Source organism: Azospirillum sp. P4_B5 (genome assembly GCF_056402275.1).
Genome location: NZ_JBFUHT010000021.1, coordinates 42,643 through 59,524, shown reverse-complemented (window position 1 = coordinate 59,524; position 16,882 = coordinate 42,643). Strand labels below are relative to the sequence as shown.

Annotated in this window: 13 protein-coding genes; 10 read left to right on the top strand and 3 right to left on the bottom strand. The window is 68.4% G+C overall.

Going from position 1 to position 16,882, the window contains the following annotated elements; genetic code table 11:
* The first annotated feature begins 564 nt into the window (after positions 1-564).
* The 9 genes from AC1DVI_RS17630 to AC1DVI_RS17590 all read left to right on the top strand — a co-directional run bounded on the left by AC1DVI_RS17630 (position 565) and on the right by AC1DVI_RS17590 (position 11,594).
* Positions 565-1,410, top strand: a complete 846-nt coding sequence (locus tag AC1DVI_RS17630) for a hypothetical protein (protein WP_476959061.1) — start codon at positions 565-567, stop codon at positions 1,408-1,410.
* Positions 1,292-2,224 carry a hypothetical protein gene (locus AC1DVI_RS17625; protein ID WP_476959118.1) on the top strand — a complete coding sequence of 311 codons (933 nt, stop codon included), beginning with the start codon at positions 1,292-1,294 and terminating at the stop codon, positions 2,222-2,224. The genes AC1DVI_RS17630 and AC1DVI_RS17625 overlap by 119 nt, the downstream gene beginning before the upstream one ends.
* A 102-nt stretch (positions 2,225-2,326) precedes the next feature.
* Complete coding sequence (locus AC1DVI_RS17620; RefSeq protein WP_476959060.1) at positions 2,327-4,969, top strand: PAS domain S-box protein; 2,643 nt, start codon at positions 2,327-2,329, stop codon at positions 4,967-4,969.
* Between the two features lie 100 nt (positions 4,970-5,069).
* Entirely contained in the window at positions 5,070-5,648 is a 579-nt protein-coding gene (locus AC1DVI_RS17615; protein WP_476959059.1) for a hypothetical protein, read from the top strand.
* A 275-nt stretch (positions 5,649-5,923) separates the two neighbouring features.
* Positions 5,924-7,417 carry an ATPase domain-containing protein gene (locus AC1DVI_RS17610; RefSeq protein WP_476959058.1) on the top strand — a complete coding sequence of 498 codons (1,494 nt, stop codon included), beginning with the start codon at positions 5,924-5,926 and terminating at the stop codon, positions 7,415-7,417.
* A 9-nt stretch (positions 7,418-7,426) separates the two neighbouring features.
* On the top strand, positions 7,427-9,091 hold the full coding sequence (locus tag AC1DVI_RS17605) for an ATP-binding protein (RefSeq protein WP_476959057.1): 1,665 nt from the start codon (positions 7,427-7,429) through the stop codon (positions 9,089-9,091).
* Between the two features lie 166 nt (positions 9,092-9,257).
* Positions 9,258-10,217, top strand: a complete 960-nt coding sequence (locus tag AC1DVI_RS17600; protein WP_476959056.1) for a copper chaperone PCu(A)C domain-containing protein — start codon at positions 9,258-9,260, stop codon at positions 10,215-10,217.
* Positions 10,218-10,332: 115 nt separating this feature from the next.
* The gene (locus AC1DVI_RS17595) at positions 10,333-11,238 is read left to right on the top strand and encodes a DMT family transporter (RefSeq protein WP_476959055.1); all 906 of its coding nucleotides are present in this window, start codon (positions 10,333-10,335) and stop codon (positions 11,236-11,238) included.
* A 158-nt stretch (positions 11,239-11,396) separates the two neighbouring features.
* Positions 11,397-11,594: a hypothetical protein gene (locus AC1DVI_RS17590; RefSeq protein ID WP_145626275.1), complete on the top strand. Its 198-nt coding sequence runs from the start codon at positions 11,397-11,399 to the stop codon at positions 11,592-11,594.
* A gap of 94 nt (positions 11,595-11,688) precedes the next feature.
* On the opposite strand, the gene amaB is transcribed toward AC1DVI_RS17590, so the two are convergent.
* Both amaB and AC1DVI_RS17580 read right to left on the bottom strand, forming a co-directional pair.
* Entirely contained in the window at positions 11,689-13,191 is a 1,503-nt protein-coding gene (gene amaB, locus AC1DVI_RS17585) for an L-piperidine-6-carboxylate dehydrogenase (protein WP_476959054.1), read from the bottom strand.
* Between the two features lie 36 nt (positions 13,192-13,227).
* Entirely contained in the window at positions 13,228-14,886 is a 1,659-nt protein-coding gene (locus AC1DVI_RS17580; protein ID WP_476959053.1) for a thiamine pyrophosphate-binding protein, read from the bottom strand.
* Between the two features lie 109 nt (positions 14,887-14,995).
* Between AC1DVI_RS17580 and gcvA the strand changes: the two genes are divergently transcribed.
* Positions 14,996-15,910, top strand: a complete 915-nt coding sequence (gene gcvA, locus AC1DVI_RS17575; RefSeq protein WP_476959052.1) for a transcriptional regulator GcvA — start codon at positions 14,996-14,998, stop codon at positions 15,908-15,910.
* Positions 15,911-16,075: 165 nt separating this feature from the next.
* Here the strand turns inward: gcvA and AC1DVI_RS17570 are convergent, their stop codons facing one another.
* Positions 16,076-16,711, bottom strand: coding sequence for a hypothetical protein (locus AC1DVI_RS17570; protein ID WP_476959051.1), 636 nt, complete (start codon positions 16,709-16,711; stop codon positions 16,076-16,078).
* Between the last annotated feature and the right edge of the window lie 171 nt (positions 16,712-16,882).

Genomic DNA, 16,882 nt, shown 5'->3' with positions numbered 1-16,882 from the left:
TGGAATCTTTCGGCAGAACGGCGACGTTTTCCACCCGGTTTCTCGGCAGAACGGCGACACCCAGCCGGTCCCAGCCACCGCCCCAGGGGGCTCAAAGCCTTGATTCCACTGACTCCACGCCCCCGCATCGGCGCAACCGGAGCGATTCCGACGCACGCATTTGAATCGTGGACAGCCTGTTGGGGCCACGACAACATCTTGCGTAACGGGCTCACCGAAGCCCGAACCGGTAGCTTTTGGATCATGGTTTTCGGGCCATGGATTTGACCTGCGGCTCCGAACAGCCGCGACACGCCGAAGAAGGCGACGATAAGGAGGCGACGATGACGTAACGGAGGACACGACCTCCGGAAACACAAAGGGCACAGGTTTGGCGACCTGTGCCCTCGTGCACACCGAAGTGTCGAAAACCGATGGAAGACCGGGAGAACCGGACCCCGCATCAGCGGTTTGGCGACTTCATGATGCCAGGGTAGGTCCGGAAAACCAAGTGGAATCGCGGATTCCACTGACGCTCCCGCTTTGTCTTCCGCCGGGATCGAAGCGCTGGATCATGGGAAGACAATGACTCCGTACACGACCTTGTACCGGCGATGGATCGCTGCGCCTGGCGTGGGAGCCGCGGAAATCGCGGTGCTCTCCGGCCTCTACGCGCGTGCGGATTCCGCCGGCGTCTGCACCGGCCTGGTCCAGGACGAGCTGGCCGCCGAACTCGGCAGGAGCCGTCCCTGGCTGTCCGCCGTGCTGACGAAGCTGCAGGCGCCGGACCTCTCCCTGGTGGAAGCCCGCCGCGAACGCGGTTTCCGCGGGATGGTCTACGCCCTGGCGGGTGTGCAGGACACCGACTCTTCCGGTCGGCCGGCCGACTCCACCGGTCAGCCGGCTGACGGACTCCTAAGGACAGGGAATCCCCTGAATCCTGAATCTCAAAACTCCTCCTCCTTCCGGGCGGGGGGATCGGTTGGGCCTTCGGGCATCAGGAACCGGGACGCCCTCGCTGAAGACTGGCAGCCGGACGCCGCCGATCTGGCCTGGGCCGCGGACACCCGCCCGGAGGTCGATCCGGCCACGGTGACCCGCAAGTTCGTGTCCTGGTGCCGCAAGGCCAACATCCGCAACGGCTACAGCCCGGCCGACCCGTCCGGCGCCTGGCGCAAATGGGTGGCCCGCGAGCTGGTCGCCCCCGCAACGGCGCCAGCCGATGAAAAGCCCGAAGGCACCGTGGTTCCCTTTGCAACCGTTTTCCGCCACCCCTCCAACCGGAGCGACCAGAATGACCGTCACAGCCCTGATCGCCAACCGTCCGAGCCTTCCCGTCAGCGTCGCCCCGCAGACGCCGGACATGGCGTGGCTGCCCGCAACGCCGGCGTCCTCTCTGCCCTGCGCGATCGCCTCGCTCGCCCGACTTGAGCGCGCCGACCTGCGTTTCGAGATCGCGGACTGCGCGCCGGAGGAGATCGGGGCGCTGGCCGAGCGGGTGGAATCCGCCCTTGAGACCGTCTGCCCGGCCATCGGCGTGGAGAATGTGCTGACCGGCATCGAGAAGCTGGCAGCCCGCTTCGGCCTGGAGCTTCCGGACGCCGACGTGCTGGAGGCCGATGTTCTCGAGATGGCCGGCTGGCCAGCCGAGGAATGGATTGCTGGTTTCCGCGGCGTCTGGTCTTCCTTCCGGTCCGGCTACCGGCGCTTTCCCACGATCGGAGACTTCCGCGCCGCCGCCGGTCAGACGTCGGTGACCGGCGGAACGGCGGCGCTGCGCCGGCTGGCCCTGGCCCTGCGCCAGGAACAGCAGATCCGCGTCCGCGAGATTGCCCATCGCCGTCGCCAGAAGGAGAAGGAGGCGGAAACCGCTCGCCGTCAGCAGGCGATGGCTCTCGTCGCTCCGATGACGCCGGCGGTCCCGGCGCGTCCGGCCCCGGGTTCCACCCCGGTGCCCGACCTGGCGTCCGCCGTTGAGGACAACCCGCAAGTCGAGTTGGTTCCGGTGCAACCCCGGGCTCAGACGACACCGACCGCATCAAAGAGCTTCCAAAAGGATCGTCCCACCATCGCTCCTCATACCAGGGTATGTGAAGGACAACGTCCTATAGTTTTCAATAAGCGGCCACATACGAAAAATTCAACCAGAGAAGTCATGCGCTCTCATGACTGTGGACGAGGTCGAGGGGGTGGAGCGAAAGCTTGGCAGGCCCTTCAACATTCCAACAGGGTAACGCCTATATAATCAGCCTTATCCCATCGTTTCAGATTCCGGTGGCGAAGCACGAAAGGGCGGAGCAAGATGCGATAATATGTTCGTGCCTCGAACCTTTCGGATTGTCCATCCATGCCGCTGAAGACGGTATCCCGTCAGCAACCGATGACTCTGCACGGGTACCTGCTGAGGCTTGTGCTGGTGACGCTGGTGCCGATGCTCCTGCTTGGCGGCATGCTTATCGGATGGCTGGTGCAGCAGCAGCGGGAAGCCGTCGAAGACAACATGTCCGACACGGCGGAGGCGCTGGCCCTGATCGTGGACCGGGAGTTGGAGGCGACCATCGATGCTCTGCGGGCGCTGTCCCGCGCGGATGCGCTGGCCGCCGACGATCCCGCCGGCTTCTATGAGCGGGCGACGCTGGCGCTGACGCAGCATCCGTCCTGGACCAACATAGCGCTGGTCGACCCGTCGGGGCGGCAGATCGTCAATACGGCGGTCAAGCTCGGCGCCCCGCTGCCGGACGTGCCCCAGCGCGACGCGCTGCAACGGCTGATCGCGACCCGCCAGCCGGCGGTGTCCGATCTGGTGACCGCGACGGCGGCGGAGCGCCCGACGATCGCCGTGATGGTGCCGGTTCTGCGCGACGGCAGCCTGCGCTACGTCCTGTCGGCGGTGGTCGATCCGCGGACCTGGAGCAATCTGCTGGAGGGTTTCGAGACCCGCTCCGGACTGATCGCCGCAATCATCGACGGCCGGAACCGCATCGCCGCGCGGTCGCGCGATCATGCGGAATATCTGGGGCGGGCGGTGCCGGATTGGTTCCTGGCGGCGCGCGGCACGGCCGACACCGGCAACTACCGCGGCGCCACCCTGGACGGGGTGGAGATCATCGGCGCCTTCCACCACGCGCAGCGCGCCGACTGGACCCTGGTGGCGGCGACGCCCACGGAAGCCGTGCTCAACCCGCTGAACCGCACGGTGGTTCTGGCGCTGGGGCTGGGCTTGGTCCTGCTGGGCGTCTCGCTGGCGTCGGCAGCGGTCTTCGCGCGGCGGCTCGCCCATCCCGTGCGCGAGTTGGCCGCCCATGGCGGCAGCCTGATGGAGGGGCGCGCCATCCGCTACGACGGCGGTGTACCGGTGCGCGAGATCGACGAGCTTCACCGCGTCCTCGCCGAAGCCAGCGCCGCGCTGGTCGGCGCCAGCGAATCCGCCGCCCATGCGGAGGCGCGCTACCGTTCCATCGTGGACACGGCGGTGGACGCCATCGTGGTCATCGACCGGGCCGGCACCCTGCATGGCTTCAACCGCGCCGCCGAACGGATCTTCGGCTACGCCGCGGAGGAGGTGATGGGCCGCAACGTCAGCATGCTGATGCCCGATCCCGACCGCAGCGCGCACGACGGATACTTGAAGCGCTACCACCGCACCGGGGAGCGCCGGATCATCGGCATCGGGCGCGAGGTGACGGGTCAGCGCAAGGACGGGTCGGTGTTCCCGCTGGAACTGTCGGTCGCCGAATGGAAGGCCGACGGCGAGGTGCGCTTCACCGGCATCGTGCGCGACATCACCGCCCGCAGGACGGCGGAGGAGGCGCTGCTCGCCGCCAAGGACGCGGCGGAGCAGGCGATGGAGCACGCCCTGACCGCGGCGGACGAGGCCCGGCGGGAGAAGAACCGCGCGGAGAAGGCGGAGCGGGCGAAAACCCAGTTCCTGGCGGCGGCCAGTCACGACCTGCGCCAGCCCGTGCAGTCGCTTTATTTCTTCGCGCAGGTGCTGGGCGACAAGCTGCATGGCCATCCCAGCCACGAGCTGGTGACCAGCATGGGCCATTCGCTGGACGCGCTGAAGCTCCTGCTCGACGGTCTTCTCGACGTGTCGCGGCTCGACGCCGGGGCGGTGGAGCCCAGCGTCACCGAATGCGCGGTCGGTCCGCTGCTCGACCGTCTGGCCGCGGAATACGGGCCGCGGGCGGACGGGCAGGGGCTGCGGCTGCGGGTCGTGCCGACCTCGCTGTGGGCGCGCACCGACCCGATGCTGCTGGAACGCATCCTGCGCAACCTGATCGAGAACGCGCTGCGCTACACCGAGCGGGGCGGCGTCGTGGTCGGCTGCCGGCGCGGCAACGGCACGCTGCGCATCGAGGTGGCCGACAGCGGCGTCGGCGTGCCGGAGGACCTGCAGCAGGCCGTCTTCGAGGAGTTCTTCCAGATCGGCAACCAGGAGCGCGACCGCGCCAAGGGCCTGGGTCTCGGCCTCGCCATCGTAAAACGGCTGGCCGGATTGCTCGGCCACATGATCGCCCTGCGCTCGCGGCCCGGACGGGGCAGCGTCTTCTCGGTGGAGCTTCCCTCCGTGCGGGCCCGCGCCATCCTGCGCCGCAGCGGGCCGGACCGGGCCAACGACGACGGGCAAGGGCTGGTCGTGGTCATCGACGACGAGGCCATCGTGCTGCTCAGCCTGCGCACCCTGCTGGAGCAGTGGGGCTACGAGGTGGTGGCCGCGGTCTCGGCGGAAGAGGCGGTGGACCTGCTGCACGGGCTGGGCCGCCTGCCGGACCTCATCATCGCCGATTACCGCCTGCGCGAGGGGCGGACGGGGGTGGAGGCGATCCGCGACATCCACGGCGTCTGCGGCGTCCGCATCCCCGCCGTGGTGCTGACCGGCGACACCGCGCCCGAACGCATCACCGAAATCCGCGGTGCCGGCTTCCGCCTCGTCCACAAGCCGATCACCCCGCACATCCTGCGCGAATTGCTGAAACCTGCGGCCTGATCCCGGAAAGCCTGATTGCGAAAGGCCGGTTTTTGACCCTGGCCGCCCGCGGGCCGGGTCTTTAGCGTGTCCGCCTCCTTGGGGAAGAGGGAGACGGGAGATGAATTGGAGCAAGGGGCTGTGGCGGGGCTGGCTGGCTGTCGCCCTGCTGTGGGGGACGGTGGTCGCCGCCTTCGCCGCCGCCGATCTGCACGGGCGCCACCCTTTCGCCGGTCTCTACGCCTATTCGGACGCAAGGGACGCCTTTCTGCCGCAGCATTACGCCGCCGACGAGGCGGTGGTGGAGGACGGGGTGAGGCGGGGCGTCGTGGCCCGGACGGACTTCCCCGACGGCACCAGCCTGGCCGCCCCGCCGGACCTCGGCGAGGAGCGCGTGCGGCGGATCGCCGACCGTTTCTGGGCGGAGCGCTGGGCACGCCGGGCGGAGGTCCTGTGGCCCTGGGGCCTGGGCGCCGCCATGCCGCCGCTGCTGCTTCTGCTGTGCGGTGCGTTCGCCCTGTGGATCGCCCGCGGGTTCCGCAAGCCGGACACCCCCGCGGAGACGGTTGCGGAGGAGAGGGCGGAGGAGGACACGCCGAAGGCGGCCTTCAACACGCGCTCCGCCGGCGGGCTGCCGCCCTTCATCCGTTCACTGGGTCCGGACCCCAAGCGTCGCCGCGTGCTGGGGGCGGGCCGGTAAGGGCGGTGCGAGGTACGTCGATGCGTCGTCCGAGCGGTGACCGCTCAAACTCGCGGTACCCCGCGGTGGAGCGCAAGCATCCCCGGCCGTCGGCATCCGGAAGGCACAAAGGAACAGGAACACCGGCATTGGGTTGATGGTGACGGAGCCCCGCCCGTGACGGGCGGATGTTCTCCAGGCTGCGGCTTTGTCCGTCCGGGCGTTCGGGCCGTTCGCCATCAAGGCAACGCGTGGCGCAAGGTGTTGCCAGCGGGCCAGACCAAGAGGAGACCTGGGTGTCGGAGCCGACCAAGACGGACAAGATCCTGACCGGAATTCCAGAATTCGACCTGATTCTACGGGGCGGCCTGCCGCGCGCGCGGCTTCATCTTCTGGAAGGCGCGCCGGGAACCGGCAAGACGACCATGGCTCTTCAATTCCTGTTGAAGGGTCTGCGGGACGGCAGGCGTGGCCTTTACGTGACCCTGTCGGAAACCGAGACGGAGCTTCGCGCCTCGGCCGCCAGCCACGGCTGGTCGCTGGACGACATCGGGATCTTCGAACTCGTTCCGCTGGAGGCGCAGCTCGACCGCCAGCAGAGCGTGCTCTATCCGTCCGAGGTCGAACTGGGCGAAACCATGCGCCTGATCACCGAACGGATCGAAGCCGACAAGCCGGACCTCGTGGTGATCGATTCCCTGTCCGAGCTGCGCCTGCTCGCCCAGGACCAGCTCCGCTACCGTCGGCAGATCCTGGCGTTGAAGCAGTTCCTGCAAGGCCGCCACTGCACCACGCTGGCGCTGGACGACCTGACCAGCCAGACCGGCTCCATGGAACTGCACAGCCTGATGCATGGCGTGGTCAGCCTGGAGCAGATCGAGCGTTCCTATGGCGCGGCGCGGCGGCGCCTGCGGATCGCCAAGATGCGCGGCTCGGAATACCAGAGCGGCTGGCACGATTTCGCCATCACGCCCGGCAACGTGCTGATCTTCCCGAGCCTGATCGCGGACGAGCACAAGACGGAGTTCGAGCCGACCGCCGTGTCGAGCAGCCTGAGCGGGCTGGACGAGCTGATGGGCGGCGGTTTGACGCGCGGCACGACGACGATGCTCGTCGGCCCCTCGGGCGTCGGCAAATCGTCCCTCGCCCTGCAATATGTCATGGCGGCGGTGGGCCGAGGCGAGCACGCCGCCTATTTCTCCTTCGACGAATCCTTCGAAACCCTGGCGCTGCGCAGCACCGCGCTCGGCATCGACATCGAGGAGGCGGTGCGCAAGGGCGAGCTGGGCTGGGAGCGGGCGAACCCGTCGCGCCTGTCGCCGGGCCAGTTCGTCTGGCAGGTCCGCCGCCAGGTGGAGGACCAGAAGGCGCGCGTCGTGGTGATCGACAGCCTCAATTCGTATCTCAGCACCATGCCGGAGGAAAAGGCGCTCATCCTGCAGATGCATGAGCTGCTGACCTATCTGAACAACCAGGGCGTCGTCACCATTCTGATCCTGGCCCAGCAGGGCATCGTCGGCGACATCCAGAATCCGGTGGACCTGTCCTTCATGAGCGACACCGTGGTGCTGCTGCGCTTCTTCGAGGCGGCGGGTGAGGTGCGCAAGGCGATCTCGGTGGTCAAGAAGCGCACCGGGGTTCACGAGCTGGCGATCCGCGAGTTCCGGCTGTTCCCCGACGGCATGCAGGTCGGCCCGCAGCTTCTGGAATTCCAGGGCGTTCTCACCGGCGTGCCCAGCTATGACGGGTCGGCGGCCCCGTTGCTGCGTGGGCAGAGCGGGACGGGCTGACGGCAGCGCATGGACGCCCCGATCCTTCTGCTCGCCCCGCATGGCCGGGACGCGGAGGTCATCCGCCTCGTGCTGGACGAGGTGGGCCTGATCACGCAGGTCTGTGCCGATCTGTCGGCCGTGTGCGACGGCTTGGCGAGGGAGGTCACCGCCCTGATCCTCTCCGAAGGCGCGCTGGGTGCGGGAATGGAGCCTTTGATCGCCTGCCTGGAGGCGCAGCCGCCCTGGTCGGACCTGCCGGTCCTGGTGCTCACGGCGCGCGGCAACCGTTCGGCCAGCAAGGCGCGATGGGCCCAGTTCCAGCGGCTCGGCAACGTCACGCTGCTGGACCCGCCCCTGCACGCCGAAGCCTTGCAGAGCGCGGCGCAGTCGGCGGTGCGGACCCGCCAGCGCCAATACCGCACCCGAACGCTCCTGGACGACATCGAGCGGGCCAACGACGCGTTGGAACGGCGGGTGGCGGAGCGGACCCGGTCCCTGCAGACCGAAATGCGGGAGCGCCAGAAGGCCGAGGAGGCATTGCAGCAGGCGCAGAAGATGGAGGCCGTCGGCCAGCTCACCGGCGGGATCGCCCACGACTTCAACAACCTGCTGCAGGTCATGCTCGGCAACCTGCACATGCTGCAGCGCATGCTGCGTGCCGACGATCCGCTGCTGCGGCACGTCGCCATGGCCGTCACGGCGGGCGACCGGGCCGCAGCACTCACCCGGCATCTTCTGGCCTTCGCCCGGCGCCAGCCGCTGACGCCGCAAAGCCTGGACATGAACGCCCTGGTCACCGCCATGAGCGGCCTGCTCCAGCGGTCCGTCGGCGAATCGATCCAGGTGGAGACGCTGTTGGCCGACGGGCTTTGGCGGACCTGGGCGGATCCCAATCAGGTCGAAAGCGCTCTGCTCAACCTGGCCATCAACGCCCGCGACGCCATGCCGGACGGCGGGAGCCTCCGTATCGAGACGAGCAACGCCGTTCTGGACGAGACCGTCTCCGACCCGCAGGGGGACATCCTTCCAGGCCGGTACGTCCTGCTCCGCATCACCGATTCCGGAACCGGCATGCCGCCGGCCGTCCTGGAGCGGGCGTTCGAACCGTTCTTCACGACGAAGCCGATCGGCCAGGGCACCGGCCTCGGTCTGAGCCAACTCTACGGCTTCGCCCGTCAGTCGGGTGGACACGCGGCCATCCGGTCGAAGCCCGGTCGCGGCACCACCGTCAGCCTGTACCTGCCGCAGCACGATGGCATAGCCGGTGCCGACAGCTCGGCCCCCGCTGCGAACGCGCCGTCGCAGGACCCGTCCCACAACGATGAATCCATCCTGGTGGTCGAGGATGAGGCCCTCGTCCTGATGCTGTGGGTCGAGGCGCTGGAAGGTCAGGGATACCACGTCCTGCAAGCGGCCACCCCCCAGTCGGCGGTCCAAATCCTGGAGTCGGACGCGGCGATCGACCTTCTGGTCACCGACGTCGGGCTGCCCGGAATGACCGGCCGGGATCTGGCGACCCTTGCGCGCGGGCTTCGCCCTGGGCTGAAGGTGCTGTTCGTGACCGGCTACGCGCATTACGCCGCTCTCGAAGCGGACAGCCTGGGGGCGGGCACGCGGATGCTCAGCAAGCCGGTCGGCGTGGACACGCTGCAGATCACGGTTCGTTGTATGCTGGATGAGGATTCGGCCTGACGTTGCGGCGGTGGGCGAACCGGCGTGAACGGCGGCAACTCGACAAGCTCCACGCACATCGCCTACAACCGGTCATCCGTCCTGTGGGTGGAATGGGAAGCGGTTGATCGGGGCAACGTCAGCACGGCCATCGGCCTCCCCTCTCCGTTGCGGGAAGAGGGGAAGGGTGAGTGGGCATCGCGAGGAAGGCGGCGCCGCGCTTGCGGCGCGCCCGTGTCCGTCCCGCCGGCATCCGTCCTGCTGGCGAACCGGGCTGGCCGCGGCGCTGGCCGCCGTTCTTCTGCTGATCCTGGTCCAGGTGCCGGGGCAGGCGGTCGCCATGCTCTCCGCCGGTCTGGCGCAGTCCTTCTGGGCGTCGTCGATGTGCGGACCGGATGGGGCTTCGGACCGGATGCCCGCCGTGCCCGATCAGCCCAAGCATGATCTGGAACATTGCCTGGGCTGCCAACTCGGCTGCGCGCCACCGGCGATGCTGATCCCGGCGGATGTCGCCGTTCCGCCGCCGCGCCTGACCGCTGCGCTGCGCGCGCTTCCCCTCCGAACCTGCAAGCTCCGCCGCCGGAGCATCTTCCGTCCGAACGCCCGTGCCCCGCCGATGACGCGTCCTGCCCCGACCAAGCGACCTTTCGATTCATCATTCTCTTTGCAGGACTCCGTCATCATGAAGAAGCACGCCCTGGCGCTCGCCGCGCTGATCACCCTGACCGCCGGCACCGCCCTGGCCCATGGTTTCAAGGCCGGGCCGGTCGACATCGAACATCCCTGGGCGCGCGCCACGGCGCCCTCGGCCCCGAACGGTTCGGCCTACATGGTGCTCAGCACCCACGGCCCGGACAGCGACCGCCTGCTGTCGGCCAGCACGCCCGTCGCCGACAAGGCGGAGCTGCACACCCACCTCATGGACAACGGCGTCATGAAGATGCGTCAGGTCGACGCCATCGAGGTGTCACCCGGCTCGCCGACGGCGCTGCAGCCCGGTGGCCTGCACGTCATGCTGTTCGGCCTGAAGCAGCCGCTGGCTCCGGGGAAAGCGTTCCCGCTGACCCTGACCTTCGAGAAGGCCGGGCCGGTGACCGTCCAGGTGGACGTGCAGAGCGGCGCGGCCGCAACCGACGGTCGGTACTGATATACCAGTATCGCATTTGACCGTCCGGCCCCGTGGGCGCAGGGTGTGGCGCGCCGGTCCGGCAGAAGGCCGGAGCGCCACAGGAAGGAACCGCCCCGCCCATGAGCGCCGCCCGATGACCGTCACCGCAAAGGCCCTGTCCGCCAACTCCTCCGGGCGGGCCGGCATCGCCTGGATGCTGCTCACCACGCTTCTGTTCGTGACGCAGGACGCGACCCTGCGCTTTCTGGTGCAGACCTACCCCTTCGCCGAGGTCGCCTGGGCGCGTTTCGCGGTGCATCTGGCCATCGCCTTCGTCGTGGTGGCGGTGAACTCCCCCAGCCACCTGATCGCCAAGCGCCCGGGGATTCAGATCCTCCGCTCCGCCCTGCTGGCGGTGCTGACGCTGCTGGTGGCGGTGTCCTACAAGACGCTGCCCTTCGTGGACGTGGCGGCCATCGCCAATGTGGCGCCGGTGTTGGTCACCGTCCTGTCCGTTCCGCTGCTCAAGGAGAAAGTGGGCTGGCGGCGCGGTCTGGGCGTGCTGGGCTGCTTCATCGGGGCGATGATCATCATCGGCCCGGCCAGCGTCGTCTTCCAGTGGGCGATCCTGCTGCCGCTGGCCGCCGCGCTGTGCAACGCGCTGTACCAGATCGTCACCCGGCTGTTGCGCGGCGGCGATTCCACCCTGACGACCTTCTTCTACACCAGCATGGCGGGGACGGTGCTCTGCGGGCTGCTGCTGCCCTTCGGCTGGGTGACGCCGGACCTGACGGGGGCGGCGCTGATGATCATGCTCGGCGTGCTCGGGGCGTGCAGCCATTACTGCCTGATCCGCGCCTATACGGCGGCGGACGCGGCGACGGTGGCGCCCTTCGGCTACACGACGCTGATCTGGGCGGTGTTCTACGGCCTGCTGGTCTTCGGGGAGTCGCCCAGCGCCTCGACCCTCGCCGGCGGTGTGGTGATCGTCGCCAGCGGCATCTACATCTTCCACCGCGAGCAGGTGCGGGCGCGCGAGGCGGCGGCCAAGGGGGCCTGAATGGCCCCCGTTTTCCCTATGCCGGAGGCACGTACACAGGACGTTCAGGTACCCTAAATATCACGGGCCGTACGCGTCGAACTGTAACATGCTCCGCGTACCGTACGCCTGCCGGTGAGGGCCGGCGTTTCTTCAACCCACAAGCAACGAGAACAGCAATGAACGGACTGCCCAAGCAGACGTGGCGCTGCCGCGTTGCCGAACTGTTGAACGATCCCGTGGTCCAGGCCGTGTTGCGCCGGGACCGCCTGACCCACGAGCAGGTTCTGGCACAGCTCACCCCCATTGCCGAGCACCTGCGCCGCAACACCTCCCCCGATCGACCCGCAAGGCGGCTTCCGCGCGAAGCCTTCTGACCTTCCAACGAGAAAAGGCCGCCCSATGAAACGGGCGGCCTTCTTCTTGTGAGCCGATGTCTTGCACGCCGGCTTTTTTCAAGCCGGTTGCGGATCAGCCGGCGATCTCGAACTTGATCCCCTGGGCCAGCGGCAGCGAGCGGGAATAATTCACCGTGGCCGTCTGGCGGCGCATGTAGCCCTTCCAGGCGTCGGACCCGGACTCGCGCCCGCCGCCCGTCTCCTTCTCGCCGCCGAAGGCGCCGCCGATTTCCGCGCCCGACGGGCCGATGTTGACGTTGGCGATGCCGCAGTCGCTGCCCGACGCCGACAGGAAGCTCTCGGCCTCGCGGATGTCGGTGGTGAAGATGCAGGAGGACAGGCCCTGCGGCACCGCGTTCTGCAGCGCGATGGCCTCCTCCAGCGTCTCGTAGGTCAGGACGTAGAGGATCGGGGCGAAGGTCTCATGGCGGACGATGTCGGTCTGGCCCGGCATCTCGACGATGGCCGGCTGCACGTACCAGGCGTTCGGATACTGGTCGGCGAGCGCGCGGCCGCCGCCGGTCACCACGCCGCCGTCGGCCTTGGCCTGCTCCAGCGCGCGCTGCATGCCCTCATAGGCGCCCTTGTCGTTGAGCGGACCGACCAGCACGCCGGACTCCAGCGGGTTGCCGATGGGAACGGAGGCGTAGGCGGCCTTCAGGCGCGGCAGCAGCGTGTCGCGCACGTCCTTGTGGACGATCAGGCGGCGCAGCGTGGTGCAGCGCTGGCCGCAGGTGCCCACCGCCGAGAAGACGATGGCGCGCACCGCCATGTCGAGGTCGGCCGACGGCGCCACGATCATGGCGTTGTTGCCGCCCAGCTCCAGAATCGGGCGGGCGAAGCGCTCCGCCACCTTCAGCGCGACCTCGCGGCCCATGCGGGTCGAGCCGGTGGCCGACACGATGGGGACCAGCGGGCTGGCGACCAGCGCCTCGCCGACGTCGCGCCCGCCGTTGACGACCTGCAGCAGATCCGCCGGGGCGTCGCCGAAGCGGGTCACCGCGCGCTCGAAGATGCGCTGGCAGGCGAGCGCGGTCAGCGGGGTCTTCTCCGACGGCTTCCAGATCACCGGGTCGCCGCAGACCAGAGCCAGGGCGGCGTTCCAGGCCCAGACCGCGACCGGGAAGTTGAAGGCGGAGATCACCGCGCAGGGGCCCATCGGGTGCCAGGTCTCGCGCATCGCGTGGCCCGGACGCTCCGACGCGATGGTCAGGCCGTAGAGCTGGCGGGACAGGCCGACCGCGAAGTCGCAGATGTCGATCATCTCCTGGACCTCGCCCAGGCCCTCCTGGACGATCTTGCCCATCTCCAGCGTGACGAGACGGCCGAGATCCTCCTTGGCGTCGCGCAGCTCCTCGCCCAGCAGACGGACCAGCTCGCCGCGGCGCGGCGCCGGGACGGAGCGCCACGCCTCAAAGGCGCGCTGGGCGCGGGCGGCCACCTCCGGAATCTCCGACGCCGGGGTGACCGGCGCCACGCCCAGCGCGGCGCCGTCGATGGGCGAGCGGACGGACAGGCCGGCCCCGTCGGCGGGAAGCTCAAGGCCGAGGCGGGAGAGAAGGTCGCGGTGCTGCATGGAAAAGGTCCTCGGTGTAAGGCAACCGGTGGAAAGTCAGCGCTGGCGCCCGGCGGCGCGGATGTCGGACAGGCTGCGGTTCGGCGTCAGGGCTTCGGGGTCGAGCCTGACGTGCAGGATGGCCGGCCGGCCGGAGGCGCGGGCGCGCTCGAAGGCCGGGGCGAACTCCTCCGTCCGCTCCACCGTCTCGCCATGGCCGCCATAGGCGCGGGCAAGAGCGGCGAAGTCCGGGTTGGTCAGGGCGGTGCCGGACACGCGACCCGGATAATCCCGCTCCTGGTGCATGCGGATGGTGCCGTACATGCCGTTGTCGATGACCAGCACGATGAGGTTGGCGCCTTCCTGCACGGCGGTGCCGAACTCCAGCCCGGTCATCTGGAAGCAGCCGTCGCCGGCGAAGCAGACCACGTCCCGCTCCGGGTGGAGCAGCTTGGCCGCGACGGCGGCGGGCAGGCCGTAGCCCATCGAGCCGCAGACCGGCGCCGCCTGCGTGCCGTAGCGGCGGAAGCGCCAGAAGCGGTGAATCCAGGTGGCGTAGTTGCCGGCGCCGTTGGTCAGGATGGCGTCGTCGGGCAGGGTGTCGCGCAGCCAGGACATGACGGCGCCCATCTGGACGTCGCCGGGGATGGTGGCCGGCGGCTCGCTCCAGGCGGTGTAGGCGGCGTGCGCGGCCTCGGCCCGACCGGCCCAGGCGGGGGAGGCCGGCGCCTCCAGCCCGGCCACGGCGTCGAGGAAGCCCCCCGGCGTGGCGTTGATGGCGAGGTCGGGGTTGTAGACGCGGCCCAGCTCCTCCGGCCCCGGATGAACGTGGATCAGCGTCTTGCCGGTCTCCGGGATGCCGAGCAGCCCGTAGCTCTGCGACGGCACCTCGGAGAAGCGGCCGCCGAGCAGCAGGATCACGTCGGCGTCCTTCACCAGGGCGACCAGCTTCGGGTTGATGCCCAGCCCGATGTCGCCCGCGTAGTTCGGGTGCGTGTGGTCGAACAGCATCTGGCGGCGGAAGGTGACGGCCACCGGCAGCGCGAAGGTCTCGGCGAAGACGCGCAGCGAGGCCACCGCGTCCTCGGTCCAGCGCGACCCGCCGGCGATCACCAGCGGGCGCTTCGCCCCGGCGAGCAGGCGCCCGACCTCGGCGACCTGGGCGGGGGTCGGGGCGCTGTCCACCGGCTGGGCCGGGCGGGCGACGGCGACGTCCGCCGTTTCCACCAGCATGTCCTCCGGCAGCACCAGGACGACCGGGCCGGGCCGGCCGGCGAGCGCGGTGTGGAAGGCGCGGCTGACCATCTCCGGCACGCGGTCGGCGCTGTCGATCTCGGCGACCCACTTGGCCATGCCGCCGAACATGAGCGTGTAGTCGACCTCCTGGAAGGCGTCGCGCCCGCGCATGCCGCGCTCGATCTGGCCGATGAACAGGATCATCGGGGTGGAGTCCTGCTGCGCCACATGGACGCCCGGCGCGGCATTGGTGGCGCCGGGGCCGCGAGTGACGAAACAGATGCCCGGCCGGCCGGTCAGCTTGCCCTCGGCCTCCGCCATCATGGCGGCGCCGCTCTCGTGGCGGGCGTTGATCGTGCGGATCGAGGAGTCGTGCAGCGCGTCCAGCACGGCGAGATAGCTTTCGCCCGGCACGCAGAACACGCGCTCGACGCCCTGCGCCTCCAGCGCCTCGACGATCAACTGGCCTCCGGTCTTCATGGCGCGCTCGTTCCTCGGCTGGGCGTTCAAATCCTCCTCAATCTGGCGGCAGGCCCCGCCCCGCGCAACCGACTTTCTTTCCCCAGGTCATGAGCTATAGTCATGACCCATGGGTCTGCAACGCCGCCTTCTCCCGTCCATGAGCGCGCTCTCCGCCTTCGAGGCGGCGGCGCGCGCCGGCAGCTTCACCGCCGCGGCGCAGGAGCTGGCGCTGACCCAGGGCGCCGTCAGCCGTCAGATCAAGGCGCTGGAGGACCAGCTCGGCGTCCCGCTGTTCGTGCGCCGCGACCAGCGCGTGACCCTGACCCCGGCCGGCGAGTCCTACGCGGCGGAGGTGCGGGAGGCGCTGCACCGCGTGGGGGCGGCGACGCTCAGGGTCATGACCGCGCCGCAGGGGGGCGTGCTGAAGCTGGCCGTTCTGCCGACCTTCGGCACGCGCTGGCTGGTGCCGCGCCTGCCCGCCTTCCAGGCGGCGCACCCGCAAATCATCATCCATTTCATGACGAAGATGGAGCCCTTCGACTTCCGGTCGGAGGATCTTGACGCCGCCATCCATTTCGGCGCCGCCGACTGGCCGGGGGCGGTGTGCGAGCGGCTGATGGAGGAGGAGGTGCTGCCGCTCTGCGCCCCGTCCTTCCTGGCCGCCCATCCGATCCGCACGGCGTCGGACCTCGTGGCGCTGCCGCTGCTGCACACCACCAGCCGCCCCGAGGCGTGGAAGGAGTGGTTCGCCGCCCAGAGCATCGAGCGGCATGAGGGCGCCGGCATGTTCTTCGAACAATTCTCCACCACCGCCCAGGCGGCGATCACCGGGCTGGGTGTGGCGTTGCTGCCGACATTGCTGGTGCAGGCGGAAATGCGGGACGGGGCGCTGGTCCCGGCGCTGGACCAGCCCTACCGGAACCCGGACCGCGCCTATCACCTCGTCCACCCCTCGTCACGGGCGCATCACCCGCCGCTGGTGGCGTTCCGGGAGTGGTTGCTGGGAGCCTGCGCGTCGGCTTCGGCCGGTCGCGGCCGCTGAAGGCCCATTTCAGGATCGGCGGCTTGTCCGCCAGGCGGGAGCGTTCGGTACTGCGCCCGCGATCCGATCCGCATCTTTGGGAGAAAAGTGAGCGCTTCAGCGTGCCGGCCTCAATCTGGTCATCGTGGCGCAGGGGAGTGCCCCGCTCTTGCCCGCGCGGACGTATTACAATTTGCGGTTGGCCAGGACGTAGACGACCTTGGCTGTTATCGTATTGTTGGCCAGCCAAGCATTGAACATGCCACCCAAGTTATCGATCTTCGGCTTATAGGCGTTGGGGCCGTTGTTGCAGGAAGCATAGGTACCGCTGGGGCCGAGGCCGTAAGTACCACCGCCTTCTGCTTTGATTTGGCAGGGATGGTCAACAGACCACTGCTTGTAAAGCCATCCTTCGCTGTCCGTGCCAAATTCAAAAACAACACCAGGATCCGAATTGGTGACATATTGCATCACGTAGGAAAATCGTGGGGCAATCCCAACGAAGGATTTCTCCGGCAACCCCAGTCTCGAGTAATTGCTGTTGATAAAGTCATTTGCCTGTTGGGTCGGCATGCCGCGGTACCAGAATTTTGCGTTTTTGGCTTCGGCATCCGCAAAGGCTGCATAGTTTCTAACCAATTTCATGGCATTGACGGTGGTGTTCTTGCTATCGAGAACCAGAATGCCTTTCTCATACATTGGGATGAGAACATCCATGTTGTTCCTTTTCAAGGTGTTGATGATGTCGCTGGAGGTCATGGTGTCGGCTGCGGCGATGTTGGGCAGCAAAGCCAGGATGATGAAAAACAGGAACCTCTTCATGATCCGTCATTCCTTTCCGAAGTCGCATCGTGAGCTTCTCCGGACCCAGGCGCTTGATGCGGTGTCCGTAATGGTGTCCGTCATTCCCACAGGAAAACGGGCAGCCTGAAGCGAACAAAAGCTTGCAATAGCGGTGGGTCCGCGGCTTTGCTGGGAGCGCCCTAAGCATTG